The organism is Microcoleus vaginatus PCC 9802 (assembly GCA_022701275.1).
Taxonomy (GTDB): domain Bacteria; phylum Cyanobacteriota; class Cyanobacteriia; order Cyanobacteriales; family Microcoleaceae; genus Microcoleus; species Microcoleus vaginatus_A.
This window is the reverse complement of sequence record CP031740.1, coordinates 3,054,773-3,073,874: the sequence shown is the minus strand read 5'-3', so window position 1 is coordinate 3,073,874 and position 19,102 is coordinate 3,054,773. Positions and strand designations below refer to the sequence as shown.

Annotated in this window: 9 protein-coding genes, 1 tRNA gene and 2 pseudogenes; 8 read left to right on the top strand and 4 right to left on the bottom strand. The window is 45.3% G+C overall.

The window, feature by feature from the left end:
• Window positions 1-212 precede the first annotated feature (212 nt).
• Complete coding sequence (locus D0A34_12425) at window positions 213-5,687, bottom strand: GAF domain-containing protein (GenBank protein UNU19565.1); 5,475 nt, start codon at window positions 5,685-5,687, stop codon at window positions 213-215.
• Between the two features lie 476 nt (window positions 5,688-6,163).
• Between D0A34_12425 and D0A34_12420 the strand changes: the two genes are divergently transcribed.
• Together D0A34_12420 and D0A34_12415 are read left to right on the top strand one after the other, a co-directional pair.
• Window positions 6,164-6,400: a hypothetical protein gene (locus D0A34_12420; GenBank protein ID UNU19564.1), complete on the top strand. Its 237-nt coding sequence runs from the start codon at window positions 6,164-6,166 to the stop codon at window positions 6,398-6,400.
• Between the two features lie 581 nt (window positions 6,401-6,981).
• Complete coding sequence (locus D0A34_12415; GenBank protein ID UNU19563.1) at window positions 6,982-11,757, top strand: glutamate synthase subunit alpha; 4,776 nt, start codon at window positions 6,982-6,984, stop codon at window positions 11,755-11,757.
• Between the two features lie 62 nt (window positions 11,758-11,819).
• Here the strand turns inward: D0A34_12415 and D0A34_12410 are convergent, their stop codons facing one another.
• Window positions 11,820-12,224, bottom strand: a complete 405-nt coding sequence (locus D0A34_12410; GenBank protein UNU19562.1) for a hypothetical protein — start codon at window positions 12,222-12,224, stop codon at window positions 11,820-11,822.
• Window positions 12,224-13,278 (bottom strand): annotated as a pseudogene (locus D0A34_12405) (IS630 family transposase). The gene D0A34_12410 and the pseudogene D0A34_12405 overlap by 1 nt, the downstream one beginning before the upstream one ends.
• A 199-nt stretch (window positions 13,279-13,477) precedes the next feature.
• On the opposite strand from D0A34_12405, the pseudogene D0A34_12400 reads away from it, so the two are divergent.
• The 4 genes and pseudogenes from D0A34_12400 to D0A34_12385 all read left to right on the top strand — a co-directional run bounded on the left by D0A34_12400 (window position 13,478) and on the right by D0A34_12385 (window position 14,830).
• Window positions 13,478-13,792, top strand: a pseudogene (locus D0A34_12400) (fatty-acid oxidation protein subunit alpha).
• Between the two features lie 90 nt (window positions 13,793-13,882).
• Window positions 13,883-14,212, top strand: coding sequence for a XisI protein (locus D0A34_12395; GenBank protein UNU19561.1), 330 nt, complete (start codon window positions 13,883-13,885; stop codon window positions 14,210-14,212).
• Between the two features lie 83 nt (window positions 14,213-14,295).
• On the top strand, window positions 14,296-14,565 hold the full coding sequence (locus D0A34_12390; GenBank protein ID UNU19560.1) for a type II toxin-antitoxin system Phd/YefM family antitoxin: 270 nt from the start codon (window positions 14,296-14,298) through the stop codon (window positions 14,563-14,565).
• The gene (locus D0A34_12385) at window positions 14,552-14,830 is read left to right on the top strand and encodes a type II toxin-antitoxin system RelE/ParE family toxin (protein ID UNU19559.1); all 279 of its coding nucleotides are present in this window, start codon (window positions 14,552-14,554) and stop codon (window positions 14,828-14,830) included. Before D0A34_12390 ends, D0A34_12385 begins: the two co-directional genes overlap by 14 nt.
• 36 nt (window positions 14,831-14,866) lie before the next feature.
• On the opposite strand, the gene D0A34_12380 is transcribed toward D0A34_12385, so the two are convergent.
• On the bottom strand, window positions 14,867-18,202 hold the full coding sequence (locus D0A34_12380; protein UNU19558.1) for a class I SAM-dependent DNA methyltransferase: 3,336 nt from the start codon (window positions 18,200-18,202) through the stop codon (window positions 14,867-14,869).
• Window positions 18,203-18,563: 361 nt separating this feature from the next.
• Between D0A34_12380 and D0A34_12375 the strand changes: the two genes are divergently transcribed.
• Both D0A34_12375 and D0A34_12370 read left to right on the top strand, forming a co-directional pair.
• Complete coding sequence (locus tag D0A34_12375; GenBank protein UNU19557.1) at window positions 18,564-18,767, top strand: hypothetical protein; 204 nt, start codon at window positions 18,564-18,566, stop codon at window positions 18,765-18,767.
• A gap of 152 nt (window positions 18,768-18,919) precedes the next feature.
• Window positions 18,920-18,992 (top strand) — tRNA-Ala (locus D0A34_12370).
• Window positions 18,993-19,102 lie beyond the last annotated feature (110 nt).

Here is a 19,102-nt window from a genome sequence, read left to right as displayed (position 1 = left end):
ATATTGGACGCCAATAAGATAAATTACGTTTCACAGCTTACAACTCACAATTTCACTTCTAAACGCATGGGTGTCTAGAAACCCGGAATATCCGTATGTTTCTTCCTACTAAACCCGATATTTTTGAGGATGACTACGATCGGCATGAAGCTGTCGATCGAGTCTAGGTTAGCCGATGGCGCTAATTGCGCTAAAGACCTACTACGAACTGCTCACCCTGGAATACAAATAACAAACTCCGAACCCTGCCCTAGGGAGGAATTCACTGTTAACGTACCTCCATGTTTTTCCACAACAATCTGGTGGGCGATCGACAATCCTAATCCGGTTCCTTGACCGACAGACTTGGTTGTGAATAAGTGGTTAAAGATGTTTTCCTTGACTTCGTTAGACATCCCCACTCCATTATCCTTAATGCGAATCAAAACCTGATTTTGGTCTTCGCTCAGAACAGTTTGAACCGTTATTTGATTAGCTAGGGCTTTAATTTCACTAAAATGGAGCCCCTTATTTGACTCCTCCAGAGCGTCAATGGCATTAGCCAGTACGTTCATAAATACCTGGTTTAACTGTCCGGGAAAGCATTTCACGAGGGGCAAGTTACCATACTCTTTCACAACTTCAATGGCAGGGCGAAACTCGCTCGCTTTTAAACGGTGCTTGAGAATCAGGAGAGTGCTTTCGAGTCCGTCATGAATATTGAAAGCAACTGGTCGATCGCTATCTGCCCTCGAAAACGTTCTCAAACTTGTACTGATATTGCGAATGCGCTCGACTCCCTCCTGCATCGAGCCAATCAATTTGGGCAAATCTTCTCGCAAATACTCCAAGTCTATGGCCTCGATTTTTTCTTCAACTTTAGCTCCTGGCTTGGGAAAACTATCTTGATATACATCGATTAGCTCGAACAAATCTTGTAGGTATTCTTGAGCCGGTTGCAAGTTGCCGGCGATAAAGCCTACCGGATTGTTAATTTCGTGGGCTACTCCTGCGACTAAATTGCCGAGAGCAGACATCTTCTCATTCTGTACCAGTTGCAGTTGCATCTGTTTGAGATCGTTGAGATAAAGCTCTAGTTTTTGGGCATACTCCTGGGATTGCTGATACAGTCGGGCGTTCTGTAAGGAAATTGCAGCTTGGGAGCACAGGATGTTGAGGATGGCGACGCGATCGCTCGTGAATACCCCTGTTGCTAAATTATTTTCCAAATACAAAATCCCGAGCATTTTCCCTCGCTCGCTGATCGGAGTGCAAAGCAGGCTCTGAGGTTGCTGTTGGATAATGTAGGGGTCAGATGCAAATCTTGGTTGATTGCTAGCATCATCAAAAATTACGGTTTCTTTTGTACGTTTGACGTAGTTGATCAGAGTGAGAGGAACTACATCGCTCTCCTCAACCGGAATTGATTGCAGAAGGCAGTCTTGACGGTTTGTGCAGTGAACGTTTATCCTCCAGTTTCCCTCTTCATTCAAAATTAATGCTCCGGTTTGTGCTCCGGCATTCTTCACCGCCACTTGCATGAGGGTAGTGAGCAATTGATCGAGTTTAATTTCGCTAGATAGAGTTTGAGAAGCTTTGATAACTGTCGGCAAATCTACTAACCCCCAACTGCTGGTGCTACCGATAATTGTTCTACTCGTGTTAGATAGGGATGATTCACTATGGGTGGATGTGTGAATTGTTTCGCTCGGATTCTGGCGAGTTCGCTCCTGTTGCAGGATCACAGCAAGCAATTGGGGATAACGCTGTTCTAGATAATCAATCTTTGCTTTTGCTCCCCAACGAGCGTAAGCATAGTAAGCATCAATTAAATAGGGTTTGGCAATTTTTTCTTTGCCCCATTCCAAATAGAATTTGGCGGCGAGTTCGTGAGCAAGACCTTCTTCGTTGATGTACTCGTTTTCTTTAGCAACATTGATCGCTTTGTCGTACATCTCGATCGCTTCTATTTTTTCGTCTAAAACCCGATGCCGTTCAGCCTCCACTAGATATAATTTATGCAGATGATTCATGGGGGCATGATGCGCCCATTTCTGCATTTTTTCTTGATTAGCTTGTACTCTGTCAAGAATCCCCTGTTGCTCTGACTGTGGAGCATCAGAATACACCGCCAACCACACCAAAGAATCGTAGAAATAGAAGATAGCAACAACGGGCATTCCTACCACTGCATCTAAATACTTCTCTGCTATAGCGATATTCTCAATCGCTTCTGAGTAATTTTCAAACCAATAACAAAGTAAAAGTTTGTTTAAATATATGTATGCAACTCCCGCTTTATCGTTCGCTTGCTGGTAAAATGGCAACTTCATCTGCTCATCGCAGGCTTCACCCTTTAGAAGGCAGTAATTCTCACTTTTTCCCAGCAAATTCAAGATAGCCTGCCAATAGATTTCTATATAATTAAGCGCTGTTTCTTGCTTAATTTTATGAAGAGCATCTCTGTTTCTTGCTATCTCTCTTTCCAGGACAGTCAGTTCTTTGCCACTATAGTAAGCTGAACAGGAGGACTGTAATAAATTATAGCCTGCATATTCTAAATCTCCTGCCTCCATTCCGCTAGAGTAAGCTGACACCAAAGGCTCTAAGGTTTCTCTGAGATGCTCTTTGCAATGTCGGATAAATAAATTTACTATGAAGGCTGTCTTGGCTTTGATTTCTTGAGAATTTAACTTTGACACTAGACTTAAAGCCAATTGACCGAACTGATAACCTGACTCAATATCTCCCACAACTCCACAAAGAAGAAAACCATAATTGGCGTAAGCAAAGGGAGAAACAGAAGCATTCCCATATTGGACGGATAATTGTACTTGTTTGCACACCGTCAAAGGCAACAGTGCAGGAGCAGCAATGTATGCAGGAGCAAAGATACTTGATAAAAGTCTCATAGCTGCTAGTTTATAGGGCTCGCTCATTTCAGGCAGCTCAATTAAATCCTCAATTCGCTTCCCGTTCAAAATTCCCGCAGTTTCCCCTAAAACCTGCCCAATATCAGACGGATTGGGCTCGGAGGGAAACTCTACCCCCAACAGTTTTAAAACTTGTAGTCCCGTATTCAGCGCTTCCTGTAACTTATTTTGCGCCATACAAGCTTGCATCTGTACTTCATATACCTTCACTTTGTCCAGTAGGGTTTTGGCGCAGGTTTCCACGACTGATGCCAATTCTTCCATCCGGTCAAAGTCACCGCTTAGATATGCCGCTTCTGCTGCTTCGGTATGCAACGCTAATGTTAGTTCGTATTGATTTTCCCAACTATTTACTGCCAGTAATTCTCTGCCACTATTGAAATATTCAACTGCTGCACAATAGGCAGTAGCAGCTTTGGCTTTCTTTCCACCAACCAGATTCAAGCGTGCTAATTTCTCCCGTTCTGCCTCCTGAGTAATTAGCTCAACTCCCACATTTAAGTGGTTGACAATATCAAAAATTCTTTCTTCTCGCTCGGCTTCGGGTGTATTGTTTAATAACAGTTGACCGATTTTTAAGTGAGTCGATCGCTTTTGGCCTTCAGGAATGAGGGAATAGGCTGCTTGTTGGACGCGATCGTGTAAAAACTTATATTTGGGTAATTGGTCATGGGTAATTGGTAATTGCTCAGATTCCTTTCCATTAGCCACTACCGATTCGCTATTCCCCTCTGCTTGATAAAATTTATAAACTTGACTAATGGGTAAAATTAGCCCGTCTTGTAGTGCCTTCCATAAAGCGGATGCAGTGTCTACGGCAACTTTTTCACTAACAATTGCCAGGGTCGCCAAATCGAACTGATTGCCAATACAGGCTGCCAACTTCAAAACTTCTTGCGTTTGTGTTGGCAACTTTTGTAACTGAATCGCCACAAATTCAACCACATCCTCGGTGATGGCTAGCGATCGCACTCGTGCAATATCGCACTGCCAATAGCGCGTATCTAAGTTAAATGTAATCGATCCATCTTCGTGTAAAGACTTTAGGAATTGAGTGCCAAAAAATGGATTACCTTTAGTTTTTTGATAAACCAATTCTGTCAAGGGTTCCGCTAACGGTTTAGAACAAGCTAGAGTATCGGCAACTAAACAATTTACGCCCGCTCGATCAAGCGGCGCTAAGGTAATAGTGTTCACCTTTGCTTGAGTTTTTTGAATCTCTGCTAACGTTAGCATCAATGGATGTGCTGGAAAAACTTCGTTATCACGATAAGCTCCTATTAATAAGAGATAGCCGTTGTCAGTAGCACTTATCAGCAGTTGAATTAATTTTAATGATGCTGAGTCTGCCCATTGCAAATCGTCTAAGAAAATCACTAAAGGATGTTCTTTTCTTGCGAACACTTGAATAAATTTATCAAACAATAAATTAAATCGATTTTGAGCGGCGCTGCCAGAAAGTTCTGGGACGGGCGGTTGCTGTCCGATAATACGTTCTAGTTCGGGAATGACTTCAATTATCGCCCCAGCGCTATCGCCCAAAGCTGCCAAAATTTCCAACTTGCATTGTTCAACTTTAGCATCTGTTTCCGATAGCAATTGTCCCATAAAGTCGCGAAAAGCTTGGACAAATGCTGAAAAGGGAAGGTTACGTTGGAATTGGTCGAATTTGCCTTTAATAAAGTATCCGCGCTGTCTCACAATTGGTTTGTGAACTTCGTTGACAACAGCGGTTTTGCCAATGCCGGAGAAACCGGCAACGAGCATCATTTCGGCGCTGCCGGCACTCACGCGCTCAAACGCCGCTAGCAGGGAGAATACTTCGCTTTCTCTACCGTATAATTTTTCGGGGATGATGAAGCGATCGCACAAATCTCGCTGCCCTAAATCAAAGTTAGCGAGCGTCCCTGTCTCTTGCCACTGGGATAAGCAAGTTTCTAAGTCGTACTTGAGTCCTAGGGCGCTTTGATAGCGAGCTTCAGCATTCTTCGCCATCAGTTTGCTTACCATCTCAGACAGCACCAATGGAACGCTTGTGTTGACAATTGAGGCTGGGAGTGGCTGTTTGGCGAGGTGGCAGTGTACCAAATCTATTGGGTCATCCGTTTGGAAGGGTAACTTTCCTGTTAGTAATTCGTAGAATGTTACTCCTAGCGAGTAGAAATCTGTGCGGTAATCAATGCCTCGGTTCATTCGCCCAGTTTGTTCGGGAGATATGTAAGGTAAGGTGCCTTCAAGGACGTTGGGATTTTGAATTTCTTGGGTTTCGCGAGGCAGCAGAGAAGCGATGCTGAAGTCAATCAGCTTCACTTCTTTGCTGGTGGGGTTAATTAGAATGTTGGCCGGTTTGAGGTCTTTATGGATGACGTGGTGGCGATAAAGTCCGTCAAGGGCGTGGGCAATTTGAATTGCAATGGGAAGAAACTCGTTAATGGGCAAGCCTTCTAGGGGTTCCTTACTCTCGGCTGCTAGACGAGCGAGGTAGCTACTCAAGGAGATTCCGCCAAAGTCTTCCATTACCAGAGCATAGTGGTTATGGTAGTTTTCCAGGCTGTATGCCTTGACACTGCCGGGGATCTCTAAGTTTTTAGCAATGACGTACTGGTTGCGGAAGTGAACCAACTCGTTGAAGCGGGGAAAGTCATTCCGTAGCAGTTTGATCACGACCGGCTCCCCATTTGAAGTGCGAAGACCGCGATAAACTAGAGTGCGATTACCTACATATATTTGCTCGTTAATGTGATATCCTAGAAAAAGATTTGTTATGCTAGCCATATCTACGTATTCCTACTGCTTCTTTCAAGCCTGAAGATTCTTAGAGTTCATATCTACTATTTTCGCTCTATCTGCGGTGCTATTCATTAATTACATTTTTCTTAATATATTTTGAAAAACCAATTATGAAAGAGCGATTTTAAGAGCAAGACTTAATATTTTATGTAAGAGATGTTGAGACGGGAGTTGAGACTAAGTAGAAAATGACTCCGCGAACGCTGATGGAACCACAGCAGTTCATTGAAGAGGAACTTAAGAAGCTAATTAATAGGGGTGGCATCATTATGGATAGAAAGGAAATGTCCCAAATGGCAATCCACTCAAATCCGTAAGAACTGCCACCGTTGAGCTAAAGAAAATTACTACTGCCAAGTTGGTGGGCGTCAGTCGATTTGAGATTGGAGATTTGAGATTTACTGCACAAATGAATCTGCGAGATTCAACAAGAGTCTAAAATTTTTGCCTCTCCACGACTTTTGTCAGCAAGTAAGTATCTGTTTTTGGGCGCGGTAAAAAAGGCTGCGCTGGCTCTACCAGATGCTCCCAAGGTGTCAGAAATCCTTGAAATAGGCTTCGTTGATGAGTTACAAACGTTGGTGGCTAAAAAAATACAAATTAGGGTTATGCACAACTGTCAACCTTTTTCGGCAAGGCATCTTAGCGTGAGTTCTGGACGATCGCTGACCAGACTTGCGTGCAAACTCGAACTGTAAGCGGTGAAATTTTATCCATTTCTTGATACACTTGATGTTCGCGGCCCGAGGGTTGACTGCACAATAAGACAGGTTTTACCAGTTGTGAACCGCGCTGCTACAACATTGCACCTACCGACTGAGCGGGCAGGTGGCTTTTGTCTCTGCGGGCGCTGACGACAGCAACTCAACAGCGCTGCAAGCAAAATAAAGCTAGATTTACTATCTACCTGTGTTCGCTGCAAGGCTACCCTTGCGGACTCAGGAAAAAAACAGACAAAAAACTCGTGAAGCGCAGCTATCCCGTAGGGAATCGCCTGCAATGTATCTAGTTGCAGGGCGGCGATCGCCCAAAGAATCACTGCTTTTTAACAGCAGGGTATTCTAGGAGACATCTCCGAGGCGATGCGAGCGAGATAATTTAAAATCTGCAAACAGGGTTTCAGTGCTAAGTACAGGCCGCATAGACGTAAATTTTTAATCAAATCAGCTTCCAACGTGCTGTCTTAAAGTTTACTAGCCTCCCACCGCTCGGCAGCCTTCTCTCTCCGAGCTATAAAAACGCATCAACCACACAATCACGGAAATAACATTCAATCAACATGGGTAACACGATCGATCCAAACAGAAACAGAAACGTGCATCAAACTGAGCGAGGAACTCCCTATGCCGGCCAAAGCTGGTTGGTGGAAGAAAGAGATGCCTGCGGTGTGGGGTTTATTGCCAACCAAAGCGGCGAAGCTACCCACTCGATTATTCAAAAAGCGCTCCCAGCTTTAACTTGTCTGGAACATCGCGGCGGTTGCACCGCCGACCAAGATTCCGGCGACGGTGCGGGTTTGATGACCGCGATTCCTTGGGAATTGCTGGATACTTGGTTTGCCGAACAGGGAATTGCGCCTCCGGCACGGGAAAACTGCGGCGTGGGAATGCTGTTTTTGTCTCAAGATAAATTTCAAGCGACTATAGCGCGGCAGGTGGTTGAGCAAGTTCTGGCCGATCGCGGGCTGAAACTTTGGGGATGGCGCCAAGTTCCCATTGTACCGTCGGTTTTGGGCGAGCAAGCGCTAGAAAATCAACCTCAAATCGAACAAGTAATTGTCAGTTCACCGCACTTAGCCGGAGACTTTCTCGACAGACAGCTATTTCTGGCGCGCCGCGCGATCGGACACGCGCTGTCAAATCGCCCCAACTTCACCCGCCGAGACTTTTATACTTGCTCTTTTTCCTGCCGCACGATCGTCTATAAAGGCATGGTGCGAGCGGCCGTACTGGCAGAATTTTACGAAGACCTGAAAAATCCCGCTTATAAAAGCTCCTTTGCCGTCTATCACCGACGCTTCAGCACGAACACGATGCCCCGCTGGCACTTAGCCCAGCCGATGCGCTTGCTGGGACACAACGGGGAAATTAACACGCTGTTGGGCAATATTACCTGGATGAAGGCGCGGCAAGCCAATTTATCTCACCCGAATTGGAGTCAAGCGGACATCGACACGTTCAACCCAATTGTCAAATCCGAAAGCAGCGATTCGGCAAACTTGGACAACGTGATGGAGTTGTTGGTGCACTCGGGTCGCACTCCCCTAGAATCCCTGACAATTATGGTACCCGAAGCCTACAAAAATCAGCCGGATTTGGCTCCCTACCCAGAAATTGTCGATTTTTACGAGTATTACAGCGGCATTCAAGAACCTTGGGACGGCCCGGCACTGCTGGTGTTCAGCGACGGCAAACAAGTAGGTGCTACGCTCGATCGCAACGGTTTGCGGCCGGCCCGCTACTGCATTACTAAAGACGGTTTGGTAATTGTGGCTTCCGAAGCGGGAGTTGTCGATATTCCCGAAGCAGATATTGTCGAAAAAGGCCGTTTGGGGCCCGGACAAATGATTGCAGTTGACCTGCAAACTCAAGAAATTCTCAAAAATTGGCAACTCAAGCAGCGAATTGCTAAGCGGCACCCCTACGGCGAATGGCTGAAACAAAACCGCGAAATCTTGCAGCCGCAGCCTTTTGCCGAAACACCAACCCTCGACTCGCAAACGCTGTTAGCAACCCAAACTGCTTTTGGCTACACAGCCGAAGATTTGGACATGGTGATCGTCGAGATGGCGAGTTCTGGGAAAGAACCGACTTTCTGCATGGGCGATGACGTTCCCTTGGCTGTGTTGTCAGAAAAGCCTCAGTTGCTGTACAACTATTTCAAACAGCGGTTCGCTCAAGTGACAAATCCGCCGATCGACCCCCTGCGCGAGGGGATGGTGATGTCGCTGACTATGAATGTGGGTCTGCGGGGCAATTTACTGCAAGCAGTGCCGGAAAATGCCAAGCTGCTGAAAATTGATTCCCCCGTACTCAACGACGCTGAACTGTCTTTCTTGAAAGATCAAAAGTCTTTCCCCGCAACCGAATTGTCAACGCTTTACAAAATTGCTGCCGGGCCTTTTGGTTTGAAAACCGCAGTCGAGCAACTTTGTCAAAAGGCGGCTGCTTCGGTGCGCGAGGGTTCGAGAATTCTGATTTTGAGCGATCGACTTTTGAAGAAAGAAGGCGAATCTTCTGCTGTTGGATTGAGCGCTGAATGTACTTACATTCCGCCCTTGCTGGCAGTTGGTGCGGTTCACCACCACTTAATTAGCGTCGGGCTGCGGATGCAAACTTCGCTGGTTGTGGATACCGCCCAATGTTGGAGCACTCACCACTTCGCTTGTTTGATGGGTTACGGTGCGGTGGCTATTTGCCCTTACTTGGCATTGGAAAGCGTGCGCGCCTGGTGGTCTGACACGAAGACTCAAAACTTGATGCAGCACGGCAAAGTTCCCAATATTACCGTGACGCAGGCTCAAGCTAGATACCGCACAGCGGTGGAAAACGGCTTGCTGAAGATTTTGTCAAAAATGGGGATTTCGCTGCTGTCTAGCTATCAAGGAGGGCAAATCTTTGAGGCGATCGGCATTGGCGGCGATCTGCTCGATTTGGGTTTCAAAGGCACTGTTTCCCGCATCGGCGGTTTGAGTGTGGCGGAACTGGCTAATGAGGTAATGTCTTTCCACAGTCAGGCTTTCCCAGAATTGATTCTGAAAAAGCTGGAAAACTTCGGCTTCGTGCAGTACCGCCGCGGTGGTGAATATCACATGAACAGCCCGGAAATGGCCAAGGCTTTGCACAAGGCTGTGACTACTTTTAACGAAGGAAGAAGGAAGAAGGAAGAAGGAAGAAGGGAAGAGGAAGAAGGAAGCAACGGTAACGGTAATTCAGTCCTTGGCGCGAGCGGGGACGATCGCACTGAGGCAAAAACGGCTTACGATCACTACGAGGTTTACAAGCAACAGCTCGAAAATCGCCCGGTAACGGCTTTGCGGGATTTGCTGGATTTCCAGAGCGATCGCCCTCCCATTGCCATCGAAGATGTAGAATCTGTAGCAGATATTGTCAAGCGGTTCGCCACCGGCGGTATGTCCCTCGGCGCTTTGTCCCCGGAAGCCCACGAAACGCTAGCGATTGCGATGAACCGCATCGGCGGCAAATCGAACTCGGGCGAAGGCGGCGAAGACCCGGTGCGCTACAAAGTGCTAAACGATGTGAGTGCGGCGGGTTTCTCACAAACGCTACCTCACTTAAAAGGTTTGCAGAACGGCGATACAGCTTCTTCATCCATCAAACAAGTAGCTTCGGGGCGCTTCGGGGTGACTCCTGAGTACCTGATGAACGCCAAACAAATCGAAATTAAAATCGCACAAGGTGCGAAACCAGGTGAAGGCGGTCAATTGCCAGGGGCGAAAGTGAGCGAGTACATTGCTTATTTGCGCCGATCGAAACCGGGTGTTACGCTGATTTCGCCTCCTCCTCACCACGACATTTATTCGATCGAGGATTTGGCGCAGTTGATTTTTGACTTGCACCAAATCAATCCGCAAGCAGGAGTTTCGGTGAAGTTGGTGTCGGAAGTCGGCATCGGGACTGTAGCGGCCGGTGTCGCCAAGGCAAATGCTGATGTGATTCAAATTTCCGGCCACGATGGCGGCACCGGTGCTTCGCCATTGAGTTCGATTAAGCACGCAGGTTCTCCGTGGGAACTCGGATTAACAGAAGTTCACCGGGTGCTGATGGAAAATAAATTGCGCGATCGAGTTTTGCTCCGCGTTGACGGTGGCTTTAAAAGCGGCTGGGACGTGATTGTAGGCGCTTTGATGGGCGGCGAAGAGTACGGTTTCGGCACGGTGGCAATGATTGCAGAAGGCTGCATTATGGCTCGCGTTTGCCACATGAATAGTTGTCCGGTGGGGGTGACAACTCAACAAGAACACTTGCGGAAACGGTTCCCTGGTACACCGGAACACGTTGTTAATTTCTTCTATTTCGTAGCACAAGAAGTGCGGAGTTTGCTGGCGAAATTGGGTTATAAGTCGATCGCAGATATCATCGGCCGCGCGGATTTGCTGAAAATGCGCGATGGGGTGAAACTAACTAAAACCCAAGCGATTAATTTGGATTGTTTGACCAAGTTACCGGATACTAAGAGCGATCGATCTTTCTTGGTACACGAACCCGTGCACAGCAACGGCCCGGTTTTGGATGACGATTTGCTGGCGGATGCTGAGATTCAAAGTGCGATCGCCAATCACGGCACTGTTAGCAAGAGTGTAAAATTGGTGAATACCGATCGCACTGTGGGAGCGCGTTTGGCAGGTGCGATCGCACAGCAACACGGCAACACCGGCTTTAGTGGTCAAATCACCCTCAATTGCACTGGTAGCGCGGGCCAAAGCTTCGGCGCGTTCAATTTGCCGGGGATGACGCTGGTACTGTCAGGCCAAGCCAATGACTACGTTGGTAAAGGGATGCACGGTGGCGAAATCGCGATCGCACCTCCGGCTGGTGCTACTTATGATGCTTCCGAAAATGCGATCGTCGGTAACACTTGTTTGTACGGCGCGACGGGGGGAACTCTGTTGGCTGCGGGTAAAGCTGGCGAACGGTTTGCGGTGCGTAACTCGATGGCGAAAGCTGTGATCGAGGGTGCGGGCGATCACTGCTGCGAGTACATGACTGGTGGCGTGATTGTCGTGTTAGGAAAAGTCGGCCGGAATGTCGGCGCTGGAATGACTGGCGGCTTGGCATATTTCCTCGATGAAGATGGGGCTTTCCCAGCTCACGTCAACGGGGAGATTGTGAAGGTGCAGCGGGTTTGTACGGCGGCTGGGGAGGCGCAATTGAAGGAGTTGATTGAGGCTCAGCGCGATCGAACGGGTAGCAAGAAAGCTGAGAAGATTTTAGCAAATTGGTCGGAATATTTGCCTAAGTTCTGGCAAGTTGTGCCGCCAAGTGAAGCGAATTCCCCGGAGGCTTCGGAACAAAAGATAGCTGTGGAAGTGTAATTTTGCAGTTGGTTAAATAGATGAGGGGCGACGCGAGTTGCCCCTTTTTTCATCTATTTAAATTACACTAATGTGTAATCTTTAACTGCCTCGCTCTGAAGGAATTCTTGATAAGCCGATTCATCTCCAAAAGAGTCGATCGAAACCTGAGCTTTTGGCATTGGTATCAGCGGAGTTTCGACGGGAACATATTTGCAGTATCCAACTACAATCGCCTCAAACTCGTTAGTAGGTATTGCTGTTGGGTACTCTTCCACCCTCACCACTTCCCAGTCTCCAGTACGGTAGTGGGTGCTAGAACCGGAACCATCAGCGCTGTGAAACTCAAGCAATCTGTACCCCGGTGCGGGGATAGGTGCGTTGGATGAGTCAAAATACTCTGCAAGGATATCAGTGTATGCCCCTGTGTGGGCTAACAACCTATTAAGTAGGTCGGCGGGGAAAATCACAAGTATGTAACAAAAAATTAAGTAGGGTGATGGGACTTAAATTTAATACGTTGTGTACTGTAGTTTCCTCTTTGGCCTCTAACTTCTACTCCATCAATTACGGCGTAGGCGAGGTCTAATTCATCGTCAAACATTTGTCCCGCTAATTCATCTTCTTTAATGTGTTGCCACTCTAATTCAATTGGGTTCATTTCGGAACAATATTTGGGCAAGAAAAAGATATATAAACCCTGCTCTTCCCACTTTGACCATAACTGTTTAACCTCCTGACATTTGTGTATGGGTCCGTTGTCTTGTACGATGATTCTGAGCCGTTTCATCTTAGCAGCAGCTTCGGCTTCTTGATCCATCATTTGAATATAAGCTTTTCTATCAACACCTCCAATGACCAAACCATAGACGAAACTACTTAAAGGTTCAAAAAGCCCCACAATACTTAATCTACGACCTCGATGTTTAGTTTGTTGTATACGTTTTTGCTGACCTTTGTTGTAATAGGTATAACTCGGTTTACTCCACGCACAAAATCCTGATTCATCTAAATACTTTAAGTCGATTTCTCCCGCAGCAGCAGCCCATTCCAGCATATCTAGGTCTGATTGCTTTATTTCTCGTTCTTTGGAGTCTTGTTTTCCTTTATGACTTGGACTAGCTCTTTTCCAAATAATCCCCTTTTTTTTAGTACCCGTCTTAATCTGTCGGGACTTAATTTAATAGAGCGCTCTTTTTCTAATTTATCAGCTAATTGAAAACTGTTATATGTACGTGGTTCTTTTTTAAGGCATTCTTCCAAAAACTCTAGATCTTCTTCTTTCCACTTGGCTTTTCCCCCTCGACCTGGTTTTTCCCAAAGGCTTTCTATACCAAACTTTTCCCATTTATGTAAAACTCCTCTCACTGTTTGTGAAGCCCAGTTAAAGTGAGCAGCTATTTTCTCAACATACCAGCCATGTGCATTTAACCTGATTACTTCTGCTCTATCTTTGACTTTTTGTGGTACTTTCGCCGTTCTCAAATTTGATAGGGTTTTGTCTTGCTCTTGAGTCAGAAATACTCTTAATCGAGCGCCCATATATTAGTTACCCCACTAGAGCTAGAGTTTTATTTATGTATCTTAACATAGTTTTGTTTTTTCTCGCCGACCTACTTATCTGCCCCTTCATCTTCAGTCCATTCGGCACGAAAAATCATGTATTTTCTACCCATTGGTTAATCCTCGTCGGTTTCTTCTATTTGTTATACTAAAATTAGTGCAAAATTAAAGTTTATTCATGGCAGCTAAAGATAAATTCCACAATGTAGTTAAAATAGCTATAGAAAAAGATGGTTGGACGATTACAGACGATCCTCTATTCATCCGGGCTGAAGATGTTGATTTTTATATAGATTTAGGGGCTGAAAAAGTTTTAGCAGCCGAAAAAGCTGGTCAAAAGATAGCAGTAGAGATCAAATCGTTTCTAGGAGCATCAGAAGTAAATTAGTTTCACTCAGCTCTCGGTCAATTTCTCAATTACCGTTCAGCTTTAAGATTGACGCAGCCCGAACGGGTGTTATATTTGGCAGTAGCGATAGATATTTACGAGTAATTTTTTAATCGCCGATTTATTCAAAGAGTAATTGCAGAACATCAACCTAAGATTTTTAATTTTTAATGTAGAGCGGCAGGAGATTGTCTTGTGGAGAAATTAAATTATCGCGAATTGGTGCAGAAAATTCTTAAAACTCGCACCGAAAATTATTCGCAGAGGGAGACAGAAACTCATTTAATATTTGACCAAGAGCGCGATCGCTATCAAGTTTTGCATATCGGTTGGCAAGATATGACGCGGGTATTTGGCTGTATCATCTACATCGAAATCAAAGATGGCAAAATTTGGATTGAGCGCGATGGAACAGAAATCGGAGTGGCTAATGAATTAGTAGAAGCCGGAGTGCCCAAGACAGATATTGTTTTGGCATTTTACGCTCCCTACAGACGGCAATATACCGAGTTTGCTGTTGGCTAAATGTCGCAGTGGCGATCGATCGAGCTCCCAATTACTGCCGATTTTGCCTAAAATAGACATAACCCACACTCATAACATCTGTCATGCAAAGTTACACCCTCGCAGAAGCCTGCAATCCACAGGGGACAGTCTTTAACCAAGCTGCTGTCGAGCCAGTTTTACTCACTGATAAATCACAGCCCAGTCACGTAATTATGTCCGCTGATGCCTATCAGCGCTTGATAGAGCGACTGATGGAATTAGAAGATATGCTTTTAGGCAAAGCAGCAAAATCCGCCCTGAGTCAGTCTCAAATGGTGGGTACCCAAACCTTTGTAGAAACACTAAAACAACTGGCAAATGGCGAAACTTGATGGTTTACAAACAGTTCTCGACTTTCTCAAGGGTTTGCAACCTAAAATAGCGGCTCAAATTGCTAAAAAAGTGTTAGCGCTGAATGTCGAGCCTTTACCTAATGATAGCAAGCAATTAATAGGATATCCGGGTTATTATCGGGTAGATAGTGGCGAGTATCGGATTGTTTACAACTTTAATCCAGATGAAGATTTGGTAGAAGTTATTCTAGTTGGCAAGCGTAACGATGATGAAGTGTACAAAAAATTAGAGCGCCTTTTATAATAAACTCATTCTCAGTGATGCTGCTCTAATATTAGATCAAATCTGTCGGGCGATCGGCATTCGCGGAGGTGCTGTTTTCCACATCAAATCTATTTCTTCCGGTGTCAATCCGTAAGCTTGATTAACTAAGTCAGATAAACGGTGTTCGAGTCTCAACGCCTCAGCTTTGCGAGATTGAATGGCCGGTGCATATTCATTATAAGTTTCGCGGACTGCTTTTAGTCCAGCAACGCCGAGAGGATCGGAGGATTTAGTTTTCGGCATTCGCTTTCTGATTTCTGCTACGAACTCTGCAAAGGAAAGGGCAGAAAAATCTTCGAGTTTTTGTCCGAGTTTATCAATTAAATAAGTGATTTCCAGCCATTGCAAGACATCTCGGTGAGTTTCTTGATTAGTTTTGGTGATTTCAATTAAACGGCTGACAATTAGTTCGACTTCGGCACGAATTGAGTCGGTTGGTGGTGCGATCGGAAGCTTTTCCATCAATTCGCCAAGCGGACTCAGTGCTTCATCTTTCATGTGGGGTAAATACCGCCAATTATGCCACCACATAAGTGCTGAATTAAGCACTCCCAAGATATACAATTCAGAGGTCGGAATAATGAAAGCTTTATTGTTGGTCAAATAACTCCTATTATCATAGCTATATGCTGGATGAAATTGAATTTCCTGATATATAAGTTTAGGCTGTAGAAATAGATTGCAAAAAGATGGAGATGCTTGCCACTGCCACCATAATTGTTTACCTGATCTTGCTTCTAACTTAGTTCTATATTTTTGCAGATGAGATTTTATCATAAGATAGTTTTCTATCTCAATATCTCTATGAGCGAAGATTACCCAAACTTCATCCCATTGAGGATACCAGCGTTTAATATCCTGACCTCGCAATAATGGCTTGATTATTTCAGCGGATTTAGGCTCTGCTTTAACTAAACTATTTTTAGTGGCTTCATCAATAAAAAAAGCTTCGTTAAATCCTGTTAATATACCCCGATAAGGCTTAACCCCTGCAAAATCCTTGAGCGGAACACCCACTCGTTGAATTTTCTGCATCAACTCATCAACAGCAGGAGGTTCCAGACTCCAAGAATTCGCAGTGAAACGCGATCTCGAAATTTGATAACCGTGTTCTTGAACGTATTGTGTAAGGTTGATATTAGCAAGTTCCTCGCGCGGAACCGGACAAACAATCACAGACGAATTAGGTTCAAATTTACCTTGCTCAATCTCGCTTTCAGTTTCAGAGATACATAGAGAAGCGTTAGGTTTTCTGACTGCGACAATACAGGGAAAAGTATCAGCATCCTCAAAAATTGGGGCGTGTCCGAAATCAACAATTTGATCGAGTAAACCTTGACTGACAAAGAACTTGCGTAGAGGTTCGCCGTATCCCGACCTCAGCCATTTATTTGTGACAATATACGAAAGCACTCCCCCCGGTTTGAGAATCTTTAACCCGAGTTCATAAAAGTAAGTATAAAGGTCTGCTACGCCGTTATAGGATTCATAATTTGCTTGCAAATACGGTTTAATTGGAGATAGCAATTCCTGTCGCACGTAAGGTGGATTGCCAAGGACAACATCAAAACCGCTATCAGCAAAAATTTGGGGAAATTCAGCTTGCCAATCAAACGCTGTATCTGCTACATTACTGTCAGCGACGATCGAGTTTCCCGCTTTAATATTATCATCCAAATAAGTCAGCGTTTTACCCGCTTGGGCCGTCTTCAACCACAGCGAAAGCTTGGTAATTTCCGCCGATTCCGACAGCAAATCTACGCCGTACAGGTTGTTGCTTAAAATGCTTCTGTCAAATTCCACCGAGTTGCCGTTTTTTGGCTTATACCCCAAAGCATTCAATTCTCGATCGACTCTTTCATACTGCTGCATTAAATAATCAAAAGCCGCAATCAAAAAAGCACCCGAACCGCACGCCGGATCGATGACGCGCGTTTTTTGCAACACTTCGTCTCGATACGCTTTCCAAAACTTAATTGCAGTTTTCTTTGGTGGCTGAACCGACTCTTCAGCAACTTCGCCCATTAGGAAGAAACCGCGCAACTCTTGCTCTCGCCGCTGCAAATAGCCGCCGAGAGAAACCTCGACAATATATTGAGTAATATAAGCTGGCGTGTAAAACACACCTTGAGTTTTCCGCTTGCCTTTTTTCGGATTGTATTCCTGTCCGGTAGTCTCAGCATTTAACTCTTCCAAATCTGTAACAGACTGCTCGAAAATATGCCCCAAAATATCGACGGAAACTTCGGTATCAAAATCAAATCTGGTCAGCTTATTAAGCAGACTGCATAAAGGATTTGGCACTGTCAATTGTGCGTCTAAAACCGGATCGAATTTAAATAAGCCGCCGTTGTATCCCGGTACAGGAGGGTCATCATTTCCCACATCTACCCAGCGAAATACAGATTGATAATTTTCCCAAATTAATCTAGGATTGTATTGGTCTTTGTGGTCGTGAGCGTTGCTGAGGGTGTTTCGCGGTAGCAACCCTTTATCTTCACAAAAAGCAATGAATAAAACGCGGTCTAAAGTTTTTTGAGCTTTTTCGATGAGTACGCGATCGCAGTTGGGGATATCCTGCGGCCCAGAAAAGCGAAAGTGCTTGACGAGAGCCAGTCGAATTGCTTTGTATTCTTGATATAATTTATTGGTAATTTCCTCTTGAGCTTCGTCAGAGTCTTTTAACAGTCTGTCAATAACAGAAACTGTTTGAGCTTGGTTTTTAGGCAAAAAATTGCTGCGACACAGCAGAAAGTAAAACCGCTTAAAAGCTTCAATATCCGCCAAGTCAGTCAGAAAAAATTGTTCGTAATAAGCGGGAGTTTTATTGGTATGATAAAGTCGCAACTCTCGATAATTTGAGACAATAATCCAGCGACAATCGGGTGTATAATTAGCGTAGCGCCAACCTTGGTCAACTGCTGATTCCGATCGCCCGGATGCGGGACGGTCTAAATCATTTTTCGCTCCCTTGAGTTCGATCGGAGCAATCACTTTACCTTGCAGGGACACGGCTTTACCTTTAGGATTGTCAGCAGCAGTAAAAAAGCCGATCGCCCCGTCAGCAGAACCGCCGCCATCAGATATCGTTTGTTCCGCGTTAATTTCCCAAGCTTTTCCCGCACCTTGAATTACCGAGCGATATCCCAAAATATCCTGAAAAATATCATTAATAAAATTGCCGTGCAGCGAAAGTTCTTTAACTTCGTCTAACGTACCCGTTTTAAGTGCAGCAATCCACGTTCCCAATTTTTGGTGGCGCACTTCCATATCTTGCGGAAAGCTAAAAGCACGCAAAGCAGTGTTGAGTGTTTTGCTGTGAAAAAGGGCGCGAGTAGAGCGATTTGTCATCTTTTCAAGCAGGTTAATAAAGTTAATTTTACAGCATCCAAGTGCCACAGTGGCTCAGACCTTCTGCTATCAAGCCAGTTATACTCAAAGGTCGATCGCACCCTACCCCCTCAAAAAAGCGTGTGAAGCGCAGCTATCCCCCAGGGAACCGCTGGCTCAAGAGTCAAAAACGCCACCTCTAAAGCTGAGCTAGCTCTCATTTACTTTGCATATTGTAATTATCACCAAAAGCTATAATTTTTTCTCAGTAGCTTTCCGCTGCTCCCTTCGGGTTTTACAGCAAAAGTTAAATACGCCTGAGCTTCTCTGCACTGAGCGAAAAGTTTTGTTACAATAGGTAAGCTGTTACAAATCGTAACTTATGCTGGTTTCTATTTTAATAATTGACGTTGCCCTCGTTGCCTGGTCTTTGCACTTAATGCAGGAGGCGATCGCGCAACGGGAATTTTCACTAATGCTAGCCGGCACCCTAGTTGCGGTCTCAGCCGCGGCCCTGGTAGTCGTCTACTTCCTCATGGGGTCTTGTTTGAGCCATTTGACCGAAATATCCCAACACACTTACTAAATGATAGTAGGGATTGACCATTGTCCAGAAGCGATGAGATTTTTGGGAAAAAAAAGCCGAAAGCCTTGCCACTCCAGGGTTCAAAACTAATTTGCCCAAAAAGCTTGACAAATATTGGTCCGTTAAGGCATGATTGAGAGCGCGAAAAGAAAGGGGAATTAGCTCAGTTGGTAGAGCACTACAATGGCATTGTAGGGGTCAGCGGTTCGAGCCCGCTATTCTCCATAAACATTACAGTAGGGAAACGGTACTGCTGTGTCCTTACTCCTAGGGAAACGGCACTGCTGTGTCCTCATCGCCGTGTCCTTACTCGTAGGGACACGGCACTGCCGTGT

Excerpts from the sequence above, each read along its gene's own strand:
- D0A34_12390 (UNU19560.1), top strand. The coding sequence starts at position 14,296 with ATGCAAAGTTACACCCTCGCAGAAGCCTGCAATCCACAGGGGACAGTC.
- D0A34_12385 (UNU19559.1), top strand. The coding sequence starts at position 14,552 with ATGGCGAAACTTGATGGTTTACAAACAGTTCTCGACTTTCTCAAGGGT.
- D0A34_12415 (UNU19563.1), top strand. The coding sequence starts at position 6,982 with ATGGGTAACACGATCGATCCAAACAGAAACAGAAACGTGCATCAAACT.
- D0A34_12425 (UNU19565.1), bottom strand. The coding sequence starts at position 5,687 with ATGGCTAGCATAACAAATCTTTTTCTAGGATATCACATTAACGAGCAA.
- D0A34_12375 (UNU19557.1), top strand. The coding sequence starts at position 18,564 with ATGCTGGTTTCTATTTTAATAATTGACGTTGCCCTCGTTGCCTGGTCT.
- D0A34_12380 (UNU19558.1), bottom strand. The coding sequence starts at position 18,202 with ATGACAAATCGCTCTACTCGCGCCCTTTTTCACAGCAAAACACTCAAC.